We start from the raw sequence: 26,798 nt of genomic DNA on the forward strand, positions 1-26,798 counted from the left end.
GGCAGCGCGACCGACCGCGAATCCCCCTCGCGGCCCCCGCCTCTGGTTGCAATTCGATCTTGACACGCGCCGCCCGTTCGACGATCTATGTTCCGATGCGGCAACGGCTTAACGCAACGAATCTACTCCTGCTCCACGTGCTCTGCCTGATCGGTGCAGCGAGTGGCTGTGGGGTGTTGCGCGGCGACGTCCCCGCCCAAGAGATCGCCGAGAGTCTACCGACGCCGGCCAAGCTGGTCGTCGACCTAGCCTCATCGGCCGGGCCATCGCAGCGCCGCGATTGGCGGCCCGAACTGAGCGTGTTGCCGTTTGCGGAACTGGACGACGATAAAGACAAAGCGGTCATCCACAACGTACGGCAATGCCGCTGGCGTTCCAGCGATGATTACGACGTCAAACACTCCGATTGGAAGTTCCGATGGGAGGATGTCCAAGCTGTCGACTTCATCGTCGTGCCGTTTCAAGACACGCCAATGCTAGCTCACACCATGATCAGCTTTGATCTGGGTGACGATCGCTACTTGGCACTCAGCGTCGAAGCCCGGCTGGAAGCGGGGGAGACCTATTCACCGATCGCCGGAGTGGCGAAGCAGTTCGATCTGATCTACATCCTTGGGGACGAAACCGATCTGTTGGGATTGCGAGCCGAGGTGCGGCGCAACGACATCTTCTTGTACCGCTCGCGAGCGACACCGCAACAATCGGCCCAGATCTTGCGTAGCGTCTTGGAACGCTGCAATCAATTGCGGCAGACGCCCGAGTTCTACGACTCGCTGCGGAACAGCTGTGCCACGAACGTCGCCGATCACATCGCCCCGTTCGCCCCGGCGAGCCTGATGACCGATTGGCGATTGATGATGCCCGGACACAGCGACAAACTGGCGTACGATCTGAAACTGATCGACACCTCGCGGCCGTTTGAACAGGTCCGCCGCGAAGCCTTTGTGAGCCTGAAAGCACGGCAACACTTGGGCGATAAAAACTTCTCGCGGCTGATTCGCGAATAGCCATCCAAATCGATCGACGCCAAGGTCTCATCGCCCCCCCTCTCCAATCGATCGAGAGGTGGCGCCCGCCACGAGACCGGCCGGTCGCAACCGCCACTGGTTCGTCAATATCAGACACGTCAAAGCAAAAAGGCCGGACGCCGACACGGGGAAAACGCGTCGACACCGGCCGATAGCGTGAAGGAGGCAACCGGCGGAGCCTAGCTGCCTCGACAAGCTTTTTATCGCGAACGATCTAGAGTCCGAACTCGCTGAAGTACTGATCCAGCGAAGCGTCCGATTCGTCTTCATCCTTCTCGTCGTCGATCACATCGACAGCGATCTGATCCAGAACGTCGTCGAATTCAACGACCGCGACGCTGGCGACCGAATCGTCATCCATCGACAACACGACAGCATCTTCTGGCAATTGCTCGCCGAACGAATCGGCTTCGGTCAGCAGCGTTCCACTGGCGACAATCGACGTTTGGGAAGGAAGCGCCCACGTCTGTTCCGCCTCACCCGCTGCGCGAGTCTGCCGATTCAAGTGGTTCAGGATCACCAACGCATCCAACGGTTGAACGATGCCATTTCCATTGACGTCGTAGAACGGTCCGTTGACCGGATCGATCACATTGTCTTGGACCAGGGCGTCGACGTTGTTCTCGGTACTGCGATTCAGATGGTTCAGAATCACCAACGCATCGATCGCCGAGACATACCCACTGACATTCACATCGGTAACGCTCATCGCGTTCTGCCCCATGCTCGCCGCGATCGGAATCGTGACCAAGACCGGATCGGACGCGAAGCCCGACGCGTCCTGAATCGTAAACAAGAACGAATCGACACCACTGAACCCGCCGGGGCTGCGGTAGATCATCTCGCCAGTGTTGGGGTCGACCGAAACCGAACCACCGTTGACGGTCGCGATGGCACCGGGAACGGCGGGGTCCGCCGATCCGAAGACATGGATGCTGGCTGGATCGAGCGTAAGTCCACCGTTGATCCCCGCATCGGTGACCGGATTCAGGGCCATGCTTCCACCCGACACGATCTGGCGAGCAACCACCGTATCGATCTGCGGCGTCGGCGTGACGTCCAGATAGACGGTTGCCGTTGCCGAGCGGAGCCCCTGTGCATCTTCGATCGTATAGGTGAACTGATCGGATCCCAAATAACCATCGACTGGCGTGTAACGAATCTCACCGTTGGGCTGAATCACCACGGTACCGTGAGCGGGCTGGTTCGCTTGAACTCGGTTGGCAGCGATCTGACCATCGACATCGAAATCGTTGCCCAGAACATTCAGATCGGTGGTTCGATTGGCGGGCACGGCAACCGGAGTCGCCAACGTTCCATCGGAGACGGCCGTCGGCCGATCGTTCACGCCGGTGATTTCCACGCGAATCGTCGCCGCATTGCTCGGCAGTCCCAGGAAGCTTTGATCCCCGGCGGGATCATCGATCGCCCGATAGACAAACGAATCGGTCAGCATACCGTTGGTTGTCAACGAATCGATTTGCGTCGACGTCGACGGGTCGTATTGAATCGATCCATCGGGCAACAACGTCACCGTCGCCCCCAGCGAGGTCGTGGTCACGACCAAACCGTTGCTGCCAAAGTCGAGGACGCGCGTGTCGTCGCCATCGGAATCGGTCACCAACAACCCAGCCGTTCCCGCAGGTCCCGCGATTCCAGAGATCACCAACAACGTCGCCGGATCTTCGCTGGTCGTGTAGGTCTGCCCGGCAGGTGGCCCTGGGAACGCTACGGGTGCATCGTTGACCGGGGAGATGTTGATCGCCAACGTCTGATCGATCGAGCGATTTACGTTGGGTGCCTGGCTGAGTCCGTTGTCGGTCGCGTAAACACGGACCAAGATCGGGGCATCGGGAAGCGTCGAAACAAACGGCTTGGCGGTAAACCGCAGGTTGCCGTTGGCCCCCAACGTCGGGGCGACCGAGAACAGGCTGGCCTGATTCGGATCGACAAATTGCAGATGCAGCGTCGCGACCTGGTTGCTGTTGACTTCATCTTGAGGTCCAACCGAAATCGTCGCCGGATCGACCACCTGTTGATTGAACGGCCCCGAACTCTCCGCGACCGTGACCTGCGCGATTTGCGGAGTCGCCGGATCGGCTGGCGTCTCGGTTGCGGCGGCGGTGAAATCGAAGGTCGGAGCGTCGTTGACTGCCCCCACGGTGATCGTAAACCGCTCCTTCGGATCGCCCACGCCCGGATACGACGCCGGAGGTGTTTGATCGTCGCTGCCGACGATGTCGAGCACCGCGCGGCCGTTTGCGTTTTCCTTCAGCTTCAATCGCAGCGTTCCATCGGAATCGATTCCGTATGGCGCGGCGAACTGATTCGTGGGAAGCCCGTTGATATCGAGCACGAAGTTCGCGTCGTCGAAGATCGAATCGGCAGGGACTTGAGCTTCACCTAAGACCTGCGTCACGGTGAACGTCACCTGCTGATTCGCTTCGTCTTGAGCGGTATCTGGTCCGCCTCGAACCCCCACTGCGAAGTTGACGACGATGATGTCGCCGTCCTCCGGATCGAAGGCAAAATCAGCTCCCGAGACGCTTTGATCCTCGCGGAAGATCTTATCCGATCCGATGAAGAACTCAGGCGGATCATTGACCGCTTCGATCGACAACGAGATCGTTCCCACACTGCGACGCTGGGCGTTCGGATCGCGGGTTGGCATCGCGGTATCGGCCGTCTTGCCACCGGCAAAATAATAGGTCGATCCATCATCTTGCACGACGTAGTTGAACGAGTCGCGCAATCCCGTCGACGAGTTGAATTCCGTTGGCGGAGTGTACAGCAAACGTGGCGGATTCACGCCTGTGTCGATGCGAACCGTCCCCCCTCGAAGCGTTGTGATCGGACCAGCATTTGCCATCCCGTTCACGTTGTTCCCCACACCAAACAGACTCAGCGTTTGCGAGGTTGGTTCGCCGACATAATAGACGTTGTCGGGGCCAAGATCCTCGCCAGGCCCCGCCGAATCGAGGCTTGTCGTCAGGGTATCGCCATCGCCCAATCCGACCAACGAGACAAACAGATCGGTTGCGTCGATCGGTTGACCGATACTTCCTTCGGTGACCGTAATCGGATCGATATGCAGTCTGCCTTGCGGATTGTCATTGACCGGCCAGATATCGACAGCGATCGTTCCGGTGGAGGTTTTCGGATCGGCGAACGGTCCGAACGGCGACATCGTTTGATTGATCGATCGGTAACTGACACCGTTATCCTGCAGCGTGTACTCCACCAAGATCGGTGGCGCGACACGCACGCCCGCTTCGGACATCGTGTAATAATTCGTCGGCGGCAGAACGCGAATCGATCGATCCGATTGATTGTAGGTGATCGTCGTCCCAGCAAGCACGCTGGCATCGATCGCTTGATAGAGCCCATCGTTTGCGGCCGCAGCGGCAGCGGTGGTACCAAACGCAGCGCGTGTGATCTGCGCGGTGATCACCGGGTCGCCCAGCGTCCCACCACTGACCGACGTGACTTCGATAATCTCTCCACCCAGCTTGTAATAGCCCAGCGGTGGCTTCTGATCGAAGGTCGCCGTGGTTGCCAGTTCGGTCAACGGAGCGGTCAGTTTGGCGATCTCCCGATTCAACGGAACCGATGCCGCACCCGCCAACGTCAATCCCGCCGTCGATTGCCCAGGAATGTTCCCGGCAACGGCTCGGTCTTCCAACTTGCCCGCATCGGCTGGAGCGCTGCTGTCAAACGAATCCCAGCGGTCGTTGCCTGTCAACAAGTTCGGGAAGATCGTCGCGGCCTGGTCTTCGATGATGTGAATGCGATCATCGGTTGCCGCCGGGGCATCGTTGACCGGACGGACGGTGACATCGACGCGGAACGTCGAATAGCTGGCTGCCGCATCGGGGTGCGAATCGCGGAGCGTCAGCGTCGTGTAGTCATCTTCACCGAAATAATCGGCCGGGGCAGAGTATTCCAGATCGTAGTCGCCATTGGCCTTGCGGACACTCAGAGTCAAGACGCCGCCAAGGTTGGATGTCATCGACATCGAGCCATCGCCGTTTAATGTCCCGCCATCGAAGGAGAGTGCAAACCCGCTGTCAGAATTGTTCGGATCAAACGGAATGGTTGGTTCACCATTTGGACCGCTGCTGACTTGAGCCAACGCCAACACGTTCTGAACGATGCGCGGCTGGGCTGAATCCTCCAAGGCGTCGAATCGGAATGGTGTCCCGACCGGTGCATCGTTCTGCGGTAGCACTTGGATTACAACCGTGCCGGTTCCCGTGCGTGGGGCGGCAGCACCGTTGTTCTGAACATCATTGATGTCCAACGTGGCCGTTGAATTCGCCCCCCCGATCGAGAACGTCCAGCCGTCATCGAAGAAGCTGTACGTGAACGAATCGGTATCGGCGGCATTGACGCTGAAGAAATCGTCTTGCGGGATGAAGGTGATCTCGTTCAGGCCGGTGCCTGGGTTGAGTTCCACCTTCACCGTGTTACCACGCGCGGTTGTGTATTCACCCGCAGGCACCAGGGCCAAAGCTTGCGTAAGCATTCCGTTGTCCGCGGCGGTGTAGATTCCGTCGGGTCCCACGTCTTCCAACGTTCCCGCCGAAGCTTGATCGGCCGCCGCCGGAGGTGCGTTGAGGGTCAGGTCGCTGATATCGATAAACAGCTCGTCCTGCGTGATCACTCGTGGCGTCTCTTCGACTGCGTCGCGAATCTCGACGGTGTTACCGATCGGAGCATCGTTGACGGGCCAGACGTTAACGGTGACCGTCCCCCAGCCCAGTTGCGAATCTTCGATCGGGGCACCCAATGGGGTCTCGGGGTTACCGTCGTCGACATACGTTGTTCCGGTATCGCGGAATTCATAACGGAAAACAAATGGGGCGTGAATTTCATTCCCATCGCGATCGCGTGTGTACATGTCCTGCGGTGCCCGCACCTGAACCGTCGTTCCATCCCAGACGACCGAAACCTGATCGCTCGGCGTGGCCGGCAGCGGGTTGCCGTGGATGTCGGTGAACTGCCCCGTCAACGAAAGCGTCGTCGGATCGAAGTCGTCGTTCAGATCGAGATTCGCATTATTGACGATATGCATCACATCGGCGTTATCTGGTGACACGACGGTGTCTTCCGGCGGCGCGATCCCCGTGCGAGGGTCTTGCCGTGGGAATGCGTCAGGCCGATCGTTATTCAATAGGAACTGGGCATCAAACGATGCGACGGTGTCCTCAAGAATGTGAATGCTGTCTTTAACACCCAACGGTGCACTGTTGACCGGATAGACATAGATCCGCGTCTGGAACGGAACGTCGTTAATGCGATTGCCGAGGATATCCTTTTCAAACAACGTCAGGTCGACGGTATCGATTCCGAAGAAGCCGGCTGGCGGAGTGTAGACAACGTCGTAGTCGCCGTTGCCGTTCCTCGATCCCAGCGTCAGCGTTCCTCCCTGGCTTGTTGGCAACGTCCCGACGATGTCATCCAAGAAGAGTGCATCGCGTTCGCGGATCGGATTCCCCTGAGAATCCAGAATCGGATCGCCCGCTGCGTTGACAGCGATCGGTCCCGATTCGGCACCGACGTAGTTCTTCACAAAATCAGCAAAGGTGACTGGCGAGCTGCTTTCGACCACGGCCCCATCGACGATCACTTGGATCGCTTCGCCCACGTCGGGGTACTGGGTCGCAGGATCGTTATCGTCGTCGATCTCATCGGGAATGACCGGCGAGTCGTTGACACCTGTCACGTTCACCGCAATCGAACCGTTGGGCATCGCTCGCAGCGAAGTCGGCATGTTGACGACCGTTCCGTCGGGCAGACGGACAAAGTTGGCTGGAGATGGCAAAGCAGCCCCCGAACCAACTGGACCGTCCGCCGTCACATACGCGACAGTCGATTCAGCTCCCAGGGCACCTGGAATCCGCAGCGTATGCGGATCGAGATAGTCGACGAAGAAGTTGAAATCACCGAGGACGCCGTTCAATTCCGCAACGATCGCCGCGACGATCTCCTGTCCGGTCGCGGTGGCAAGGACCTCCACGTCGTAGTCGCTGGCAGTTCCATCCGCCATCGTATCGAGACCGATCGTGATCACATTGCCGGCCAAATCGGTTAGCGTGATCTGATCATCGTCGCTGACACCAACGGCTGCGTTGGTACCATCGCCGAACGTGACCTTCACCGCTTCGTAGTCTTCGACAAGGTATTCGATCAGATCGGGTTCGCCGCCATCGGTAAAGAAATTCGCGGCGGGGGTATAGGTAATCGTTTGAGTGATCGGGTCGAATTCAACCGTCGCACCATACCGGGTCGGACTGATCACACCCACAACTCGAACGCCTTGATCGCCGGTTTCATCGATCGCCAAACTGCCGCCGGAGGCGTCGCGGCGAGGTCCTGGTTCGTCGACGGCATAGAGACCACCGGTTCCCGCGTTCGTCTGGTTCTGAATCAATAGATCGCGGACATCGATCGTAAACGAACCATCTTCGACGACGGTGTAGTCGCGAGCGCGATGGTTGTCCGACAGATCGGTCAACGGATCGTCGTTGACCTTGTTGAAGTTCAGTTCGATCGTTCCTGTCGATTCGTTCTCCGAGAGCGGATCGCTTGGATGTGTCCCAGGGGCGTAATTGACGGGAACCGTCGTGCCGGGCAACGTGATCTCGGTAATGTCGCCATCGAAATCGCGATGCAACAGCGTCACATCGACAGGAATCACATCGGATCCCGCCGGCAGATCGAACTCGCTGGTACCAAACAAGGCTCGCGTGATGTTGTAGACATTCGACGTCCCTACCCGACCGGTCACGCGAACGAATTCGTCGCCGATCAGATATTCAGCGTTGACATCCAATGGCATCGCGCTGTTGACCACCATCGTCGCTGCGCCGGCCAACAAAGGTTGCGACAAGAGACCATCGCGAAGCTCCACCGAAGGACTGGTGGGGGCGTTGTCGTATTGGATGATCACCGTCGTCGCATCTTTGCCCACGGTGCCATTGGCCAGCACGGTGGCATCGTTCAGAATCCGCGTGCCGTCGGCAAGGACCTGCGTTCCATCGGCAAGGATCTCGTGGAAGTCACGCAGCGTATAGGTGAACTGCGCCAAACCGACGCTGTTCTCTTGCGGCACGATCCGGATCGCGTCCTCGATACGGCCGTCACCGAAGTCGTACATCGGCAAGAAGTTGACGTTCAATTCGACATCGACGTCCGGATTCGCCAGGGGACGGATCCCACTGGCGGCAACAACACGCAGCGTTTGGCCCCCTTCGTTGACAGGCCCTGGCAGATCGCCAATCAGCAACGCCGACGCGGGCAGAATCATCTCCAAGCGAGCCGATCCCGGTGCGTCACCGTACAAACCAAGGTTGCGTTGCACGATCGCTTCGAACGTCTCGCCACCAAATTCCAGCGGTAAGGTCGAACGAACAATCTCGGTGCCGAACGTGATCGACACTTGATCGCCGTCGTTGTACGTCGTCCCCGACTCAAAGACGACTTCGATTTGGTTTCGCGACAGCATCGTCACGGTCGGTGCGATCGTGCTGCTGGCATCCAAGACCACATCGGCGAGGCTCTCGTTGGCGTCCAAATTCTCGATCGTGAAGACGTAACGATCGTATTGGCCCGCCCCGAGGACAAGCGAATCCGCGGTAAAATCAAACGTGATCTGCCCGGGATCGAGATCGATCTCGTAGCCCGTTGGGATCGTCAACTCTGGATCGGTCAGATCGTCCGCAATCGTGCTGTTGAAACGACTGAAGACCTCGACGCCACCCGTGGCATCGCTGTTCTCAAATCGCTCGACCACCACCGACTGGCCTAGCAGCGACGTTGGCGTCGGCTGCAGTATGGCAGGGGCAACGGTGGTGCTGATGTCGATCCCCGCTTGATATCCATCGGCGATTGTCATCCCTTCTTCGAACAGTACGACCAAGCCTTTGCCATCGTCGGAGATCGTGACCGTCGGCTGAGCGTTGGCCGATGCGTCGACCGTAAAGCCCGTGATGATCTCATCGGCTGCCAGGCCTTCGAAGCGGAATTCATAGCGATCGAATTGCCCGGCTTGCAGCGTGCCGCGAATCAACGACGGATCGGCGGGAACGGTTGCCAGATCGAAGCGGATCGAATTGGCATCGACATCGATATCGAACAGCGAATCGAATGGTGCGAGTTCCGGTTCGGCAACGTCTCGGTTGGGATCGCCCGGCAACAACAGATCGTTGACGATCGTTACCGCTCCCGGCGTGTTCGCCATGCCAACGCGCGGGATTCCGCCGACGTCGACCAATTCATAGGTTCGCGAAACCGCGACGCGATCTCCTAGACCTTGAGGGTCGGCAAACCACAACGGTTCCCCGTCGAAGTCTTCCAACACATCGATCCGTGGGATCGCACTGTCGCCGACATCCGATGTTCCGTTGGGACGTGGCAGCGGACGATCGTTGACAGGATCGACAACCAACGTGACCGTCGCCGGACGGCTGGTGCCGTCTTGATGCACGCTGGGGACACCGATCCCACCTTCGGTATTGAGCACGTTGTAATAGAACAACAGCTCGCGACCACCGATGCCTGCAGGATTCGGATTCCCCGCCAACAGCGGCAGGTTGTCGGTGTTGTAGTTCGGTGCTAGATCCAACTCAAAATTTCCGTTGGCAAACACCGTCAGCGTACCGGCGATGTCGCCGAACGAATCTTCAAAGTCGACGAAGGTTGTCGAACCGCCGATCTCGATCGTCTGCTTCCGGCCAGTAAACGGATTGATAACCTCCAGCACGTTCGCGGCGATATCGTTTGCCTTCACGACCAACGGATCACCCGCAGCCTCGCTGGATGGATCGTTTTGATCCTCCGTCAAGCGGAAGAAATCGTTCGCGACGATCGGTGCGTTTCCGCCCAACACGGTGATCTGGTAGTCCTCGACTTCACCCCCCACGGCGATGTCGTCGGCCAACAGATTGCCGCCGTTGCTCAAGCGAACGCGCATGTCGGTCAGTCCGCCGATTTTGGCGTTGACCGGCGTCACGATCTGAACGGTGTTGACCCCTTCGAAGACCGGTTGGTTGCGGAAGACTTGCTCACCTGGATCGCCGAAGTCGCCATCTTGGTTCCAGTCGATCCAGCCGTCCAACAGTCCCGATGCAAGCACGCCATCGCGCAGTCCATCGACGACGTTGGCCGATACATAAACATCGATCTCCGCAGGGCGGACCTTATTCAAGTCGTAATTAAAGACGGCCCGGTATTCGGGGAAACGCACCCCATCGGCAACGCCGCCATCGGGATCCAGTCCCGCTCCCGGTGCGACTGGCGTGTCCCAATCGGCTTCCCGATCGATGCTGTTGCCAAGGATCGCGTAATCGGCTTGCTGTGGCAGGATCACGTGACGCGCTCCGCCAGCAGCGTCGGCGTCCAACGGCGTCAGAGGCGATTCAGCGACATCGGCGTTGCCAAAATCGAAGCCGGGTTCGCCCAGTCCCAATTCCCCATTGCCCAGGATCACGATGAACTTGGTCTCGCCATTGGGGCGATTCGGCTGCAACGAATTGCCGGCCAAATCCTTGATGCCCGAAACGAAGATCGTCGACAGCGATGAACTATCGCCGTCGAGTCCCGTCAAATAGACCGCTCCGCCGCTGACCGAAGCCTCAACGTCAAACCGCCCCACCGTCGGCAGTGTCGCAGTCGCGTCGTGGACCTTACTGATCGCACCCACCACTTGCGCCCCCAACGCATCGCTGTCGAACGCCACGCTTGGGATGAACATCACCGGCACGGCCCCGCCCGAAACGCCTTCAGCCAACAACGTTCCCGTCTCCAGGATCGCATAACCATAGGCTTCGTTCAAAATCACACGCGTCGGATCGGCCGCGTCGACCGCGGCATCGGGCAAGCCCAGGATGCTCGAGTTACGAATCGCTGCGGCAACCTTTTGAGCCAACGATTCGGGGGTCTCGTTGTCCAGGAAGATGCGGGTTGCTCCAGGGATGATGGCGATGCCGCCGCGAACGAACTCGAAAGTCTCCATCTGACCGGCAGGGTTTGCGATTTCGAACGATTGGCCCTGCAGATCGTTCGCTCCCGCGACGCCGCCAACAAACGAATAATCGCCTACCGGAACAGTAATCGACAGCGACTTGGTGACGCCCGGCTGACCGACCACGGTTCCCGAAAGCGTTTGGATATCGAACCGATCCCCTTCGGTTCCACCGATGTAAACGCGGCCCCCTTCGATCGCTTGAGCGCGATCCAATCGCAGATCGGCCGAACGCATCGCATCGGCGATCTTGGTCGCAATCCCGTCGCGTCGCACGCCGTCGACCACTTGATCGTCCACCGAATCGCTGGCAAAGACGTAGATCGGGACGTTGCGAGGGCTCAGCTTCACAACGCTCGCACCGGCGACCACATCCGCTTGCGGCGTGCCATAGAAGCCACGCAGGACGGTGATGTCGTTGCCGTCGATTGCGACGATGCGGACAACTTCATTACCGATCTGCAACAGGTTGCCAGGTTCCGCGGCCAAGCGGGACAAATCGGCGACGGTGAACGTCGATTCGACCCCGGTGATACCTGTCGTGATGGTCGTTGCGGTCGCTGAATTCTGTGACGTCACAACCGAACTGTCGGCATGATGCACCGCGACCGAATTCAATTGGCCTCGCGCGACCGTCAGTTCGTTGGTCGCGTGATTGACAGCCAGAACCTTCATGTATTCCGCCGACTGGGTCGTCGCCGTCGCGGGCAACAACGCGGCCCCAGCCGCGGCTGCGACAGCAACCGTTCCCAATTGAGCGCGTTCGATGTTGTAGGTCCCTGGCGACCCGCTAACGGTGCCGCTGATTCGCACCACTTCGTCACCGACGTTGTAGTAGCCGTTGAGTAGTCCGGCCCCAGCAACCAACGTCGAATCGGTTGCCGACAACGGCTGGGTCAACGCACCCGCCTGCAGTCCGGTGGTGAAGCCACCAGCGATCATGATGAAGTCGATTGGCGCGACGTTCAGTGAGGCGACGTCGTCGACTTTCAGGACGGTCTCGTCGTCGCGGAAGAGTCCCGATGTGTCGAGAGTTGCCGTCAACCCCGATGGGCTCTTCAAGCCTTCGACCAGATTGAAGGCCGAGAACTCAGCTCCCACGCGAACGCCGCCGGCGGCGGGATGCGAGGTCCCCAGTTGTCCACGATCGACGGTCAAACGATTGTTCGCATAATCGATGCTGCGAACCGCCATGACTTCGGTCTGATTGGCGGCGAACAATGGAGTCGTCGCTGCAGCGAAGCCGGTCGATTCGATCACCAACACGCGATAGGTGAAGCTGTCGGCAGCAAAGTCGACGAGATCGCCAACCTGGACGATCGAACCGTTCAATTCGTACAAACCAGCTGGAATTTCGGTATCGACGGTCAACGTCGGATCGTTGGCGGCGAGCGACGCGGCATCCAGTGGGGTCTTCAAAGTCGCCGCGGCCAGATTGCTGGAATGCCCGCCTCGCACGACGATGTAATCGCCAGGCACGATTCCAAGCGCCGTCACGTCGGTGACATCGATCGTCGTCTGCGTGGAATCGACAGCTGTCGTCAGTGTCGACAATTGGTCGGCCGTCACCGGCGTGACCGTCGTGCCATCGACCGCCGGTTCGGATGGTACCGTACCGAATCGGCCTCGGACCACCGAGATCGGATTGGTCGACGCGTCGCTGACCACAAAGACTTCGTTGTTGATGCGGATGAAATCGCCGTCTGCCAACGCATTGCCGCCAGCGGTGCTAAGTCCGTTCAACCGCAGCCCATCGCTGGCGTCAAACGCCGCCACGGGGAAGATGAACGTGCCGTCGACAGCTCGCGCGGCCGACGTTCCCAAGACGCCCCGTTCGACCGTCAATGTGTTGCCCGCGATACCGAGAACCTGAACGATCTCGTGGTTGATCCGCAGGTAATCGTTGGGGGCCAGCCCCAGTTGAGCCACGTTGGCAACGGTCAGCGTTGTGCTAGTCGATGTAAAGACCTGACCGGCGGGACTTGCGATCGTTGCCACGTCGAGGGCATCGACCAAGTAGACCGGATCGGTATTGGCCGCCGCAGCGGCCGTCGTGGCGAACTGGCCACGCACGACCTTCAACGTGTCGCCGTCGACCGAACGAACTCTCAGTATTTCATCGCCGACGCGAATGTAGGTGTTCTGCGGCGGGTTGAGTGCTTGATCGCTGTCGAACTTCGTCTTGATCGCTGCAGCATCCGAAACGGTCAGCAGCGTCTCGTCGGCATCGAAGCCGCTCTTGTCGAGCGCCGATTCGTTGACGGAAACCGGGGTCGCCAGCGCGAACACCGCTCCCGTGTTCTCCACCAACGCACCATGGCCGATGCTGGCCGCAACGGTCCCCAATTGGCCCCGTTCGACGGTCACGGTGTTCGCCGAGACACTGACAACGCGGACCAATTCGTCGCCAATTTTCAGCAACGCATTGGGCAGGATTCCGGACGCATTGAAGAGAGGCAACGAAGTGCTGGTAGCGGACAAACCATTGGCCGCATCGATCGCTGTCGCATTTCCTTCGGTCAATCGGATCGTCGTTCCAACGACTTCGGTCAAGGTTTTGATCTCAAACGTCTTGGAAACGCCGGTCGTCCCTTCGTAGTCCCCCGCGTCCAAGTAGGAGAACGTCTGGCCGTCGGCCACCGTGTCGGCCGAACCAGAGATTGCCAAACCGGTCGCCAGTGTCACGATCTGACCTGCGGTCGCCCCCAATTGCACGCCCCCATCGACAACGACCGGTGACAATTGAAGATCGACGCTGACCTGTCCCTGCAACGCAACCATGATCGCGTCGCGAACGTTGGTCGCCGAATCGCCATTGGCGACGATCACCGGAATGCGGCCTCCGCTTCGAACCGCATCCGCTCCGCTGGCATCGACAAATTCGAAGACCCGCACCGGACCGGTGGGCAGCGCGATCGAGAACTGGTCCCCCAGTCCGATCCCGCTGGTGGTGATCCCCGAGAGCACATTCAGGACCAACGGTTGGTTCAGGTTCAAGATAAAACCGCTATCGAATTCAAACACAACCGGCGTGTCGCCATCGGACAACGTGAACGTGTCGCCGTCGGTTTGAGCGACGCCCGAGCCGAATTCGTACAGATTGGCATCTTGGTTCAGCAGGATGATTTCGTAGACGGCATCGGGACGCCAGATTCCCGCAGTGGGAGTCAGTGAGATCTGACGGCTGGTCTTGCTGTAACCAAAGGTGTAGTCCTTCCCTTCGACCAGCGTTCGGCCATTCTCACGGACGATCACCGACAACGCCGAGATCGTCGAAGCGTCGGGGCCGATTTGATTGAATTCGCTCAACTGCACACGGAACGACGACAGCACACCGTTTAAGCGTGTGTCGCGGAAGACCGAATTGGCACGCGCGTCGCCGTCGATCAACACGCCCTGGGATTGTTCGCCATCAAACGGCGTCAACAACTGAGCCAACGGCCCGCTGCGATCGGATCGATCGATTGCTCCGCGATCCTTGATGATCGCTTGACCTTGGCCGGAGTTGTTGTTGACGTACGGATCGTCTTCTCGCAACTGGCCGACCACGTCCCGATTAGTCACCTTGATCGGACTCTGGCTAATCCCCACCGAATTTTTCGTGGAGACGAACAGCAAACGATCGTTTTGGTTTTCGATGCTCTTATCGATGATCGGGCTGCCAAATGCAGGATACAGATTCGGCACGCCGCTGGCGGGATCGAATTCGAACATACCAAACAGTCCCGACGCCCCGAGATCCAACGAATCGGGCAGGGATGGATCGCTGACCGTGTCGCCGACGATAAAGACATCGTCCCACTGGATCGCACCACCGATAGAAATTAGATCGGTTTCAGTCGCCGTGCCAGGAACCGATGCCATCGCCCCTTCGTTGACGACCGTCGTTCCCCGAATCACCGTCGTCCCGGCACCGGCGATATTGATCCCGGTGGCGTTTTCGACAAGGACGTTGTTCAACAGCGTGGGGCTTGCCCCGTCGTTGACACGGATACCGGTTCCCGGACCGTAAACCGTGTTGTTAACGACGCGAGCAAACGGAGCGGGGGCTCCCAGATTGCTCCCCGCCGCGGTCCCATCGCCACTGATCAAGATGCCGTTGGCATTGCGAATCAACAGATTGTTCTGAACCACCGCGCCAGGGACCAAGTTGCTGACGTTAAGCGTTGGGAAGTTCTGGACCGCTCCCGGTTTAGGCCGATCCCCTTCGTTCGGCACCTTCACTCCGTTACCAACATCCCCCGCGTCGACGACGATGCCGGTCGACGTCGAGAAGCTGATCGTGTTCGAATCGATAACAAACTGCCCTTGATCGCGATGTAGATTGCGATCGCCGTTGTCTTCGCCACGTCCGTTGTTACGACCGGTGACAACGGGATTTAATACCGGCGTCCGCTTGCCATCGATTGCAACGATCAACTGATAGTCGTCGGTCGGATCGAGCCGGAAGCGGCTGAATGGCGAAACTGCCCCAGGCACTCCGCTCAAGTCAAGCAAGTCGGAAAAGCTTGGCAGGTTCGTCGGATCCAGGAACAACGGCAGATCTGCGTCGGAGATCTTTCCGACGACAATTTGGTATTCGCCTGGGGTGTCGAGGGTATGTTCCACGAATGCTGGGTAACCCAGGATACTAGCCCCGAGCAGGGTGGGATTGGTGATATCGGAAAGATCGACCAACGCGATGATGCTGTTGAAGGTCGGGTCGGGCATCTCGATATTGACCGTCGTAGCGGGCTCGTCGACAGTGAACCGATAATGATCGGCGCGTTCGACGGTGTTGCCTTCGCCGGCGATCTTGATTAGAGGACGAACTTGGCCATCGGGAGCAACCGCGAGTTCGTAAAGCTCGTCGTCGAGACTTTGCGCTGCCGAAGTGTACTCGAGCGTGAATGCGGGAAAAGTAAGATTAATGTCACCAAATCGGGCGTCCGCATCGGCAACTCTCGTTGCGGCCGAAAATGCTGATCCACCAAAATTGTCGGTCGCGGCGTAGCCGTGTAAGACGATGGTGGTGTCGCTGGAGTCCTTGAGCTGGCCGCCGCTGGAGGTCGCTTCGATCCCCAGCACGGCGCGAACCGAGCTTCGATTGATCGCATCGCGGATCGCATCGGCGATCTCCCCCGCGCTGCTGTTGATGCGGTACTGGACCTCGACATTGCCGGGATCGATTCCGGAAGTCGGTGCACCGAGCGTGACGTCGTTGAATTCAAAGGTTAGCGTTTCGTAACCGTTGGAAAGGTTAAAGGTGTCGCCGTCGACGACGTGCGCTCCCCCATCGCCGATCTCAATATTAAAGCCTTCGGCCAAGCGGTCGTTGATATCGAAGCGTTCTCCCTTGCCCACTTGGACTCCGGTTCCCGCGGGATCCATCAGGTACTCGCGTCCCAATCGAACTTCCAATTGGTAAGGCCCCTCGGGAACCGCCAAGGCGACCGGAGCGACACCGTTTTTCGACGAATAAACAAATGCTTCGTGATAGGGATCATCGACCAAGTTCGGACTGCTGCCGCCGGTCGACGATTCCCCTCGTTCCGCCAGACCGACAACGATGTCGTCTAGATAGACACCCATCGATCCTCCCAGCCCGCGCGAACGTTCACCCGCTCGCAACAGTTCCCAGACCGCATCGGTCTTGTCGGTGTAGACGCCAAAATCGGATCCCGGCAGCGTCGTATTGCCGGCGTGTTCACCGCCGATCAGTGCCATCGGCTTGTAAGCAGGTGCCAATGGGGCCGTCGAAAAGGTCGATGCATCCTGCGTAACGGTTGCATCGTAGAAGCGGAGCGCATTGGAGGTGGCGATCGCAGGGAAACTTTCCAACTGAACCGGGGCTGTCGGATCTTTGATCGTGGTGGCCAAGACGCTTTGCGTCGCTAACAGCACCTGATCGATGTCCATGCTGTAATCGACAGCGATCGGATTCGCCCCTCCTTGCACGCCTGGAGTACCAACGATGTAGCTGTCGAAACCGCTAAATTGGTAAATTCCCGTCGATACTTCGCTGCTGAATTGCAACAGCGACGGATCGCTTGGATTGATAAACGCTCCGCCCACCAACGCTGAAATTTTTTCCGCTACCGTCGCGGCGCTGTCGCTGGCAGAAATGTTCCCACCGATCTGCAGCGAGACGACTGTTGAGGCACCACCATCACGGGTCAGGTTCAACGTACCGCCAGCCGCATCGACCTGAGCTCCCGAAGGCATCCGCACAACAAGTCCGAGGTCGTACTCAAAGGTCTCCGAGTAAGTGCTGCCACCGACCGAACCGTCGACGGTAAACGCTTGCCCGTCGACAATTTGATCGCTCGGCAACATCTGCAGATCGGTTTGATCGGGGCGACTCTCACCCGCTGTCGAAAATTCGAAGCGAATCTTGACATCGCTGTCTCCCGCCCAAGGGCCCAGATCGATCCGGGCTTGTCGGAAGACGTTGTCATCAAACAGTTCTTGGACGAAGACTTGATTGGCGACATTCGTGTAGCCACCGCTGCCCACGGGATCGTATTCGTGTACGGTTCCACGCGAATCATCCCAAACGCGATTGTTTAACGAATCGTCCATGTTGTTCGTGGCAACCAGCTTCCATTGCTGATCCGATCCGGCGACGTAAACGCGAAGCGAGTCGCGCATCACATCGTCGAGATTTGCATCGCTGAACGACGACGGACTGTCATCGGCGTTTGTATCTTCCGAATCGAGGATGTAATTGAAGTACAGCTTCGGCAGGTCGGCGGCATCGATTCCCGACAGATCGATCGATTCGCCTTGGATGTTTCCATGCGCACCACCGAGGAAGTTGTAGCCCGAGAAGCTTTGCAGATCCTCGGCGTAAACGGTGCCGATATCGTTGCCGAGGTGGTTGTAGTCTTCGCCGAGGCTATCGAAACCAAATCGCAGGCTACCGCCACCACGAATATCGGAACGATCATCCAACGCATCCATCCCGTGACCAGCCTCCGGTGCACTACTGGAGAGATGCCACAGGTTTTGATCCAGGTTGCTGAAGAACAAACCGGCCAGACCGGTACCAGCCAGAGTGCTCGGCGCGTACATCCCAGCAGCGTTCTCGGCTCCGTACTGGAAGATGCGTTGAGCAACGCCACCAGTGGCATCCATTGTAAAAGCGTACAGGTTCCCTGTTCCACTCTCCACGCCAAAGTACATGTCCTGAACACCGGCAATCCCGTTGACAGGGTCGGTATAGTTCGCAGGCCCCTTGGTGACCTGATCGAATATCAACTTGTCCCCTGCCTCGTTGCGGATAAAGGTGCCGCCCGTCTGACCATCGAGCAACAGGTTGGCATCCGAAACGCGATATCCTGACGGAGCGGTCGGATCAACAATCATATCTGCATCTAAGTCGCCGTTTGCAAAATCTATACCGCTACCATTCTCATCAATTGAAAATTGCCAAACCGCACCTGCATCCGTGAACGCATAGAGGGTCGTTCCGCTGATTGCGGTCACCAACGAATTCACATTACCTGTCTCGTCCTCCGCTTCACTTTTTGTCGGGACCTGTATCTGGGCGATAACGTCGGTACCAGCCCAAGGCGCCTCGCGCGGCACATCGATTTCAGTACTTCTATTGTTTGTGAATCTGCTGTCCTGCGGGTTTGCTGATTGAAACCCTCCGGGCATATCCGAGCCGTTGCGGGAAATGGCCCGCCCCGTGATCGGGTCCAGAAGATAAATCAGGTTATTCGCATTGACGCTTACGTCGCCACTGATCACGTCGGCCGTGTCGTTTGCCACGTTATTTGGACCGAGCGCGCTACCGTCAAATAAACCGCGATTAGCGAGCCCATACAAAAAACTGGTTGAGGAATTGCTGTCCTCATAGAACGCGAGGCTACTAAACAACATCCCTTCATTATCTCGCCGATTCGTATGGTTGTTTGTCGCGGCTCGGGTATTGAAATATTCATAGGTTTCAATTCCAGTGGTTCCAGCCGTGGAAAACGATCCGTCGGCGTTAATCGAGTAGACTGTGTCGGTGTTCGTGTCGCTTCTGGTGCCGATATTGCGTTCGATCGCGAGTACAAGTCCCGTCGAACGCTGCGCCGCGGCATTGATCGGGTTGGTATCTTCATCGATGATCGCATCGTGGCGACCGGTGTAAGGATTAAAGATGTTGATCTGAGAGTTATTGCCGTCCTGCACCCCAACGCGGCTGATTCCGATCAACGGGATGTCGCCAAAGTGCCAATCGATCACGCTCTCGGGCGTAAAGGCTACCTCTTTGGCAGATGGCAACTGGTCGGGATTCGGATTGATCGTCTCGAACCGCGAGTCGTCGGTGCTGAAGCGGTCGTCGATAATCCGGACCGTCGGATCCAACGGCTCCAGGCGGAAGTTTTTGTTTGTCGCGTTTTGCTGCGTGTACTGCTGCATATCGGCCAGCATCTCCGCAGCGGTGCCGACGACGACGGAGTAACTGCCACGGGGCAATTCCAACGGGCCAATGAACGCATCACGCGTTCCCTGCGATCCGCGCGACAGGTCGGTTTGCGTGGTCGGTTGGCCGGGAACCACCGGGGTGACTTGATCGTCCAGGATGTTCGAATTCGTTCCCAAAGCGACCAAGTTGCCACTTTGATCGAACACATACAACGTGGTATCGGGACGGACTAAGCCATCGGCCCAATCGATATCGAAGACCAACGAGGTGTTGATTCCAGGGACAGTACGTTGCAACGAATCGTGGTCGATCTGGAAGGTATACGTATCCGACGGATTGCTGCTTGCATTCAGATAACCGCCCGCGGAGACCGCACCGCGATCGGTATTGGCGAAGCTGCCGATATTGATCGTGCTGGTCCCTCCGGGATGCATGATCTCGGCGGCCAGCGGCGAATGCGCGGGGAGACCGATGGCGCTGATGGCGGTGTCGGCGTAGCGGAGATCGGAGTAACGGACGACCGAACCGCCCACCTCATCGGTCTCGCGCAACCGGATCTGCATCTGGTACCCACCCGTCGTCTCATTCTCTCCACTGACACGGACGTAATATTTCTTCGTCGATCCAGTCGTGCCGGGAAGCACGATCCGCAAACCGGCATCGCCCGGATTGAGCGAATACAGATCGCGGTAGCTGCCGTCGGCATTGGTCGCCGGATCGAGATCCAATCGCATCGGCATCGCATGCCCATCGCGCATCGATGGGTCGACGTAGGTCAAGTTGTGGTTCGCATCTTCGGTCGCCGAATCGGTGCTGCGAGCCAAGACTTTGCCCGTCCCGCTGCCGTCGACTTCAATGATCTCGATCATCGAATTCAGACGTGGGTCGGTCCGGTCGATATCGATCCAGACCATCGTCCCGGCAACCCCTTCGAACTGGTACGTATCCTGATCGCCGACGTCGGCGATGGCACCATAGACGGTGTAGCCCAAGCGGAGGTTTTCGTCTCCCGATTTCTCATCCTTGGCCAACAGTCCCAATTCTTGATGGCTGCCGATCTGGCCGTTGATATCGCCAAACGCCCCGATCGATCCCTCGCGTTCGGTGTAGGTGGCGACGTTGCGATCGTGGCTGTAGGGATCAAAGTTCAAGCCCTGCCAGTTTTCGCTGGCTGGCGACAGAACCGTATCGCGATGCGGTTCGCCCAGCGGCGAGAAGCTGGCACCGACGGTGTCGTCGGCTGTCGACGTGAAGATCACAGGAAACCCGGGCTGTCCCAGGACCAACAACCGACCGCCGATGCGATCGGTGATATCCAACGATCGCCCGGTCGCCAGGATCTGCGCATCGCTGTCGGCTTTAACGACCAACGATTCGGTGTTGCTGCTCTGCAGTCGCAGACCGCCGTAGGTATGGAAGTCGGGAATTTCGATATCGTTCCGCAGCACATGCACGATGTCGGTGTCGTCCCAAACGACTTCGTTCATCAACACTTCGCCGCGAACCAACAGGCCGTTGATGTCGTTGGAGAGCAGTTTTCCGTCGCTGTCAGTTCCCAACCCAAACTGGTTCCCACGAATCACGGGACCGACGTTGGCCGGTGGAACTTCGTAGGCGTCGACGCTGCCGGTCTGCCGGCCGGTGTCAAACCGGAATTCAGCATCCATTGCGTTGACGTTGATCGTGATCGCCGCGCCGTCGTTCGACTGGAACGTATTGCCAACGATGGTTGGCTGAGCCGAGGTGACATGAATCGTCGCGCTCGAATTGGGGGCCAGATCGCTGCGTCCCGCGTCCTGTTGCGATCCGACGCCGTCGGCGTTGTCTTCAAACAGAGTGTTCGCGATCCGCGCGTTGGCTTGGTGGATCTGGATCACGTTGTAGAACGCGGTACCGCCGTCGGTTCCCGTCGTTCCACCGCCGTAGGAGATCTGAGCATGATCGATGCTGAGCCCACTGGTGGGCGAAGCGTAGATACCAGCCCATTCGCCCTTGCTTCCTTCGCTCGCGCCGTCGTCGTTGGTGTCGAAGCTTCCGCCGCGGCCGAAGCGATCGTCGGCGCGACCTGTAAAGATGATCTCGCGTCCCAACACCCCTTCGGCGATCAGATTGGCACCAAATTCCAGCTCGACCCGAGCCCCTTGATTCTTGACGATCGATCCCGGATCGATCACCAAACTGGCATCGGTCCGCGGACGAAGCGAGTCCAATTCGAGCACTGCCGCGGTCGCGGGTGCGACGACAAGATTGTCGACGTAATCGAGCGTCGACTTATCGAGCTCAGCGACCAACAAGAAGTCCCCGCCGCTGCTCGAATCGCGGCGGTACAGCCGACGCGCAACAAAGTCGCCGGTGGCAGGCGAAATGTTCTCCAGCTTCACCGATTGACCACCCGAAAGCGTAACGGCTTGACCAACTACTGGTGGATTCCCATCCCCAGAAGGCAGGCTTTCATATCCAAACGCATCGACGTAGGTATAGCTGTATTCATAGTCGCCAGCGGGCAGATTGCCGCCCGCCTGTGGGATCAGACCGACGATTGGCGATGCATTCACTGTGTGCTGCAGGGCTCCACCGGAGTTCCCGTTGATGACCAGGTTCTCGCCCAACACGTGAACGATATCGGTGTCGTCGAATCGCGCCGCGACCTCCAATTTCAACAGCTCATCGCCCGCGGGGGTATCCAACCGAACAAACAGACCGTTTGTCGAATTCCCCAACAAAGTGTTATCCGACACATCGAGACCGATGCGATCGTAATCGGCGACAAAACCGTCGCCGATCGATGAACGCTGGTACCGCGGCGCGACAAACTCCGAAACCTCGAAGGTGTTCGGATCGGCCGAGATCGCCGCGTTGGAACTGTCGAGGATCGTGTTGTAGGAGATCTCCGCCCGCGCCGCCGACAGGTGGACCGGATCGATCGTGCGACCTACTGTGGATACCTGCCCACCGCCGTAGGAGATCTGCGCGTGGTTGATGTAGTTGCCGAAGATCCCTTCGAATTCGAGATCTCCCAGCCCCTGTTGGCGATCGACGTCGTTGCGAATTTCGATCCCGCCCCAGTCGCCGGGGCCAACCGGCCGACGGATATCGCGGTTCGAATTTTGCCCAATCGTGGTGTCGTTGTAACTTGTGAAATAAACGGGATCTTGAGGTGTTCCGAGCACCTTGATCGAACTGCCGCTGCGGTCGTCGCCGTCGCCGCTGCTGCCGACCGAGATCTGGCTGTCCAGGAACTTCATGATCACGCCCGGCTCGATCATCAAGCTGACGCCGCCGGGGAGGATCAGATTGCGACCATCGGCCAAGGTGTCGGTCAACGATTGAACGAAACCGATCTCGTAGGCGAGATTGTCGTCGGTCGTTTGCAAATTGCCGTCGTCACCCGCATCGGGCAACAATCGAACGACCACGTGAGCGATCGAATTGGAAGTGTCCTCGATGATCGTTTTGGCAGCATCGAGCGCCGCTGAAATGTTTTGATATGGATTACTCGAGGAGCCTGGATTCCCCAAGCCTCCATCGAAATCGACCACATCTTGCCCGGTGGGGATCACAAACAACGTCTGCTGCCCGTTGAGATCTTCGATAGGCCGGAACCAGAAGTTATAGTTTCCGCCGGCGATTCCATCGCGATCGCCATCCAATGGACTGCCCGCGCCATCGGTCAAGGTGCTGATCTTGGTGACCAAGGTTCCATCGACCACGTCGACAGCTTCGGTTCCCAGTTGAGCGCGATCCAATTGCAGTTGATTGGCGGCGGGAATTGCAGTCACGCGCGCAACTTCGCTGCCGATACGAACAAGATCACCGACGACAAACAGACTGCCATCGGCAACGATGACATCCGTTGCCGCGGCGGAAACGGACGCGCCGCCGTTATCCAACGGCGTGCTGGGATTCGCGTCGGACTTAAAGTCCAGTCGCAGATCGTAGTCTCCCTGGCTGACGCCTCCGGCCGATGTGGTTCCAGCGTTGGGATCGAAGAAGTTGTTCCCCTCCGCCGCGACGCCAACGTAATACGTTCCGGGTTGGACCGCGTATTGAATAAACGAATCGGTTCCAAAATAGTCGTCGTTTGATGAGATCAATTCCAGCCGGGTATTTCCAACCCCGTCGGTCAGCTCTTGGAACAGCGTCAACCGCGTATCCAATAGGCTCGAAAAGCTCATCCGTTCGGCGATCGTTTGCGCTTCCAACGTGCCCGGCCGGTCGACATCGATTCGGTAGAGATCGACATCCAAAGCTTCCTTTTGCAGCAGGTGTTCGCCATGGATCAGATCGGCTTCCCCTGGGAACGACCATTCCGAACCGGTGTTGACTCCAGGAGTTGTGGGATATGTCCCCGTGGAACCTTGGAACGTCCCCGGCGGCAGATCGTAGGAGTGACCGAGTCCCAAGATGTGGCCAATCTCATGCAAGGCAACATCGAAGAACGCACCACCGAAGGTATTGGTCGAACTATCTTGGTAATCGACGTAATCCATCGTGACCTTGCCACCACCTGCCACGCCGCCAACGCCCCCCACGCCGCTGACCAAAGCGGGATCGTGCAGGCTCAGATCGCTTACCAACAACTGCAATCCGCCGGCCCCCTCAACTTCATAGAAATCGATTCCGTAAGCCTCTCCGTAGATGTCGAGAATCTCGCGAAAGCGTTCTTCCTGCTGGGCGCTCATCTGGTTGTATTGCGGTTGGCCAATCAGCGTTCCGATCGGAATGTTCCGCATGAACGTATAGGCCATCGTCGAAATCCCGTTGTCGCCATCGCGACTGCCTGGCATGGCGTAGTGATCTTCGCTGCCACCGGGATGCGTCACGTCGATATCGCGATGGCCTGGTTCATTGGCGGCTCCGGGATTATCGGCCATGCGATAGGCGTCGAACGAAGTCGCATTGTCGATCTCTTCATTGACAATGATCGACCAATTTCCGTTGGCCGATGGAGCGATAAGCAATGCAGCATCCGCAGCCAACACGCCGGGATCGGTCAAAACAGCTGGACGATCCAAAACCGCGGCGGCCGGTTGGAATTCATCGCCGACGCGGAGTCGCAGATGGGTGCCAAAGCTGGCCAGCGAAGCGGCAAAGGTCAACGTGACCTTGCGATCATCGTCGTCGCGCGCGACCGTGGTTGGTGTTACGGGAACATCGTCTTCGGTGCTGACCGTCCCCTTATTGTCGATCAATTGATAGAACGAAGGTTCGTTGATCACCGACCCACTTTGGAATAGATCGAGATCGTCGAAATAGACTTCGATTTGATTCAAATAGTCCGGATTCGTTGCTGGAGTGCCCGGATGCGGAACAACCGCCGTCACCTTGGCTCCCAATTCCAATTCAAACCCGATCACTTCACGAGTGGCTGTCGGATTTCCCGGTACCGATTCGGGATAGATCGGTTCGAACGGAACGCCCGACGCGTCGGTCAAATCGGAAGTCACCGACAATTGATAGAAACCATCGCGCAGATTCTCGGCGAACCGGACGGTCACCTGGCTCCCTTGCACATCGACATACCCAACCGGCACATCGACAAACCCGTTAGCAAAGTCGCCCGTTTCGCTGTACTGAACCGAGATCGCCCCTTCGACCGATGACTGGCGGATCGCGTCGCGGCTGGCAAACGACAGCGTCAATTCGGTCGGTGCAACTTGACGAACATTGGCGACACCCTGGTCGTCCGGATCCAAATCGAACAGATCGCCTCCGTTAGGCGCCACGGCGATCAATTGAGGATGGGTCTGGTTGAAGTTCGGCACCGTGCCGGTGATCATGTATTGACCGAGGCTGCCGTAATCGGTGTAGCCGGTCGGCGAACTGCTGGCGGGATTGCCAAACCCGATGCCATCGACGCTGACGTAGTAGAAACCGGCGTCGAGATCGGTGGTCAGGGTTTTGCTGAGCCCTGAACCGGTTGCCACGGCGATCTCATTGCCCGCGACATCGTACAACCGCGCATCGATGTTCAAATTGCTGCGGTGCTGCGTCTCGGTGAGACTGGAACCAAAGTCCTCACTATTCTCATAACTAACCGAATAGCTTCCCGCACCGTTGGATGTGTACAGTCGCGCCGCGTACGAATCGAAGTTTAATTCGATCGTTCCCGATCCCGTTTGAAAACCGAAGTAGTCTCGGTCGGTGCGATCGCCAATCACGCCAAACTGCGACGCCACGAGATCCTCGGTCAACGAACCTCCGGCCACGCTCAGGTTGGTGGCGGTGCCAATCGCATTGCCATGATCATCGGGGCGGAAACCAAAACCATAATTGGTCATCGTCGCCAAGTCGTCCTGGCCCGGGTTGGTCGTGTTGTAATACTCACCCGAATCCCAGGTATCCATCTGACTATAGAACCCAACCCCCATGATCGAACTCCAGCTGTGCTCGCCGGTGCCGTGCCCGTCATAGTAGTCATCCCCGTCGCCGATCACGCCGTCGTGGGTTAGCCCCAATGAATGCCCCACTTCATGCGAAATGGTTGTCGCCACGGAATTGACGCCTTGATTGAAGACCCAGACCGGCGAGTCGGTGGCACCCTCAAAAGCATATCCGGCACTGAACGTGTGATAACCGGCAACGCCACCACACCCAACGCAAACGCCCGAATCGTTGACAGTCAAGATCGCCCGAATGCCCCACGCATCGTCCCCCGCGCCGGTATTGACCAACGCCGCTTCGCCCGGATCTTCGGTCGTGACATTCACATCGAAGGGACTAAAATCCTCGGCCACGCGTTGCCAAAGATCTTGAATCCGCATCAACTCCGTGGTCGTGAATCCAGCCCCGTTATTTTCGGGATCATACGCAGGAGACGTGATCGTCGCACCTCCCGCCCAAAAGGATGTCGTCACAGCGCCGTCGGCATCGATGAAGAGCGTGTGCTTTGCGCTGGGGTTGCTGTGCAGCCGGAATGTATCGGCCAGCGGCGCAAAGGCGAGGCCAGCAACCGCCGAATCACCCTGCGAAGAAAGCGATTGATAATAGGCCAAGTCGGCTTCGAGCATCGCCTGCGTCTCAAGCAAGCCGTGATCGGCGTAAACCGTGCCGGACGAACCGGCTACCGCGTTGTTCAGCGGAGTCGCCGAAACGACAACATGGTCGTGCAATTCCGCGGCGGCTACCGAAGCTGCAAACGCGTCGGCAGCGTACGGTCCGTATTGGGTCGCATGCGTTTCGGCATGCAGAGAGGGCAAAAACGAATTTGGCTCGACCGAAAGCATTTGCCTCGGTTCTAAGATCTCATTGAGCAGGCGTCGCTTTTCCAAACGGCTTTTGATGCGGGTCTTGTTCTCGAAAGTCTTCTTTGCTGTCCGCCAAGTCATGCGATTTCGCCCTTACA

2 protein-coding genes are annotated in these 26,798 nt (G+C 58.2%); one reads left to right on the forward strand and one right to left on the reverse strand.

The genetic code is table 11. The annotated features are described in order from the left end of the window. Positions 1–59: 59 nt before the first annotated feature. Positions 60–1,007, forward strand: coding sequence for an Lnb N-terminal periplasmic domain-containing protein (locus EC9_RS23850; RefSeq protein ID WP_145348530.1), 948 nt, complete (start codon positions 60–62; stop codon positions 1,005–1,007). A gap of 235 nt (positions 1,008–1,242) precedes the next feature. Here the strand turns inward: EC9_RS23850 and EC9_RS23855 are convergent, their stop codons facing one another. Next, positions 1,243–26,781 carry an Ig-like domain-containing protein gene (locus EC9_RS23855; protein ID WP_145348531.1) on the reverse strand — a complete coding sequence of 8,513 codons (25,539 nt, stop codon included), beginning with the start codon at positions 26,779–26,781 and terminating at the stop codon, positions 1,243–1,245. Positions 26,782–26,798: the final 17 nt, after the last annotated feature.

The organism is Rosistilla ulvae (genome assembly GCF_007741475.1).
Lineage (GTDB): Bacteria > Planctomycetota > Planctomycetia > Pirellulales > Pirellulaceae > Rosistilla > Rosistilla ulvae.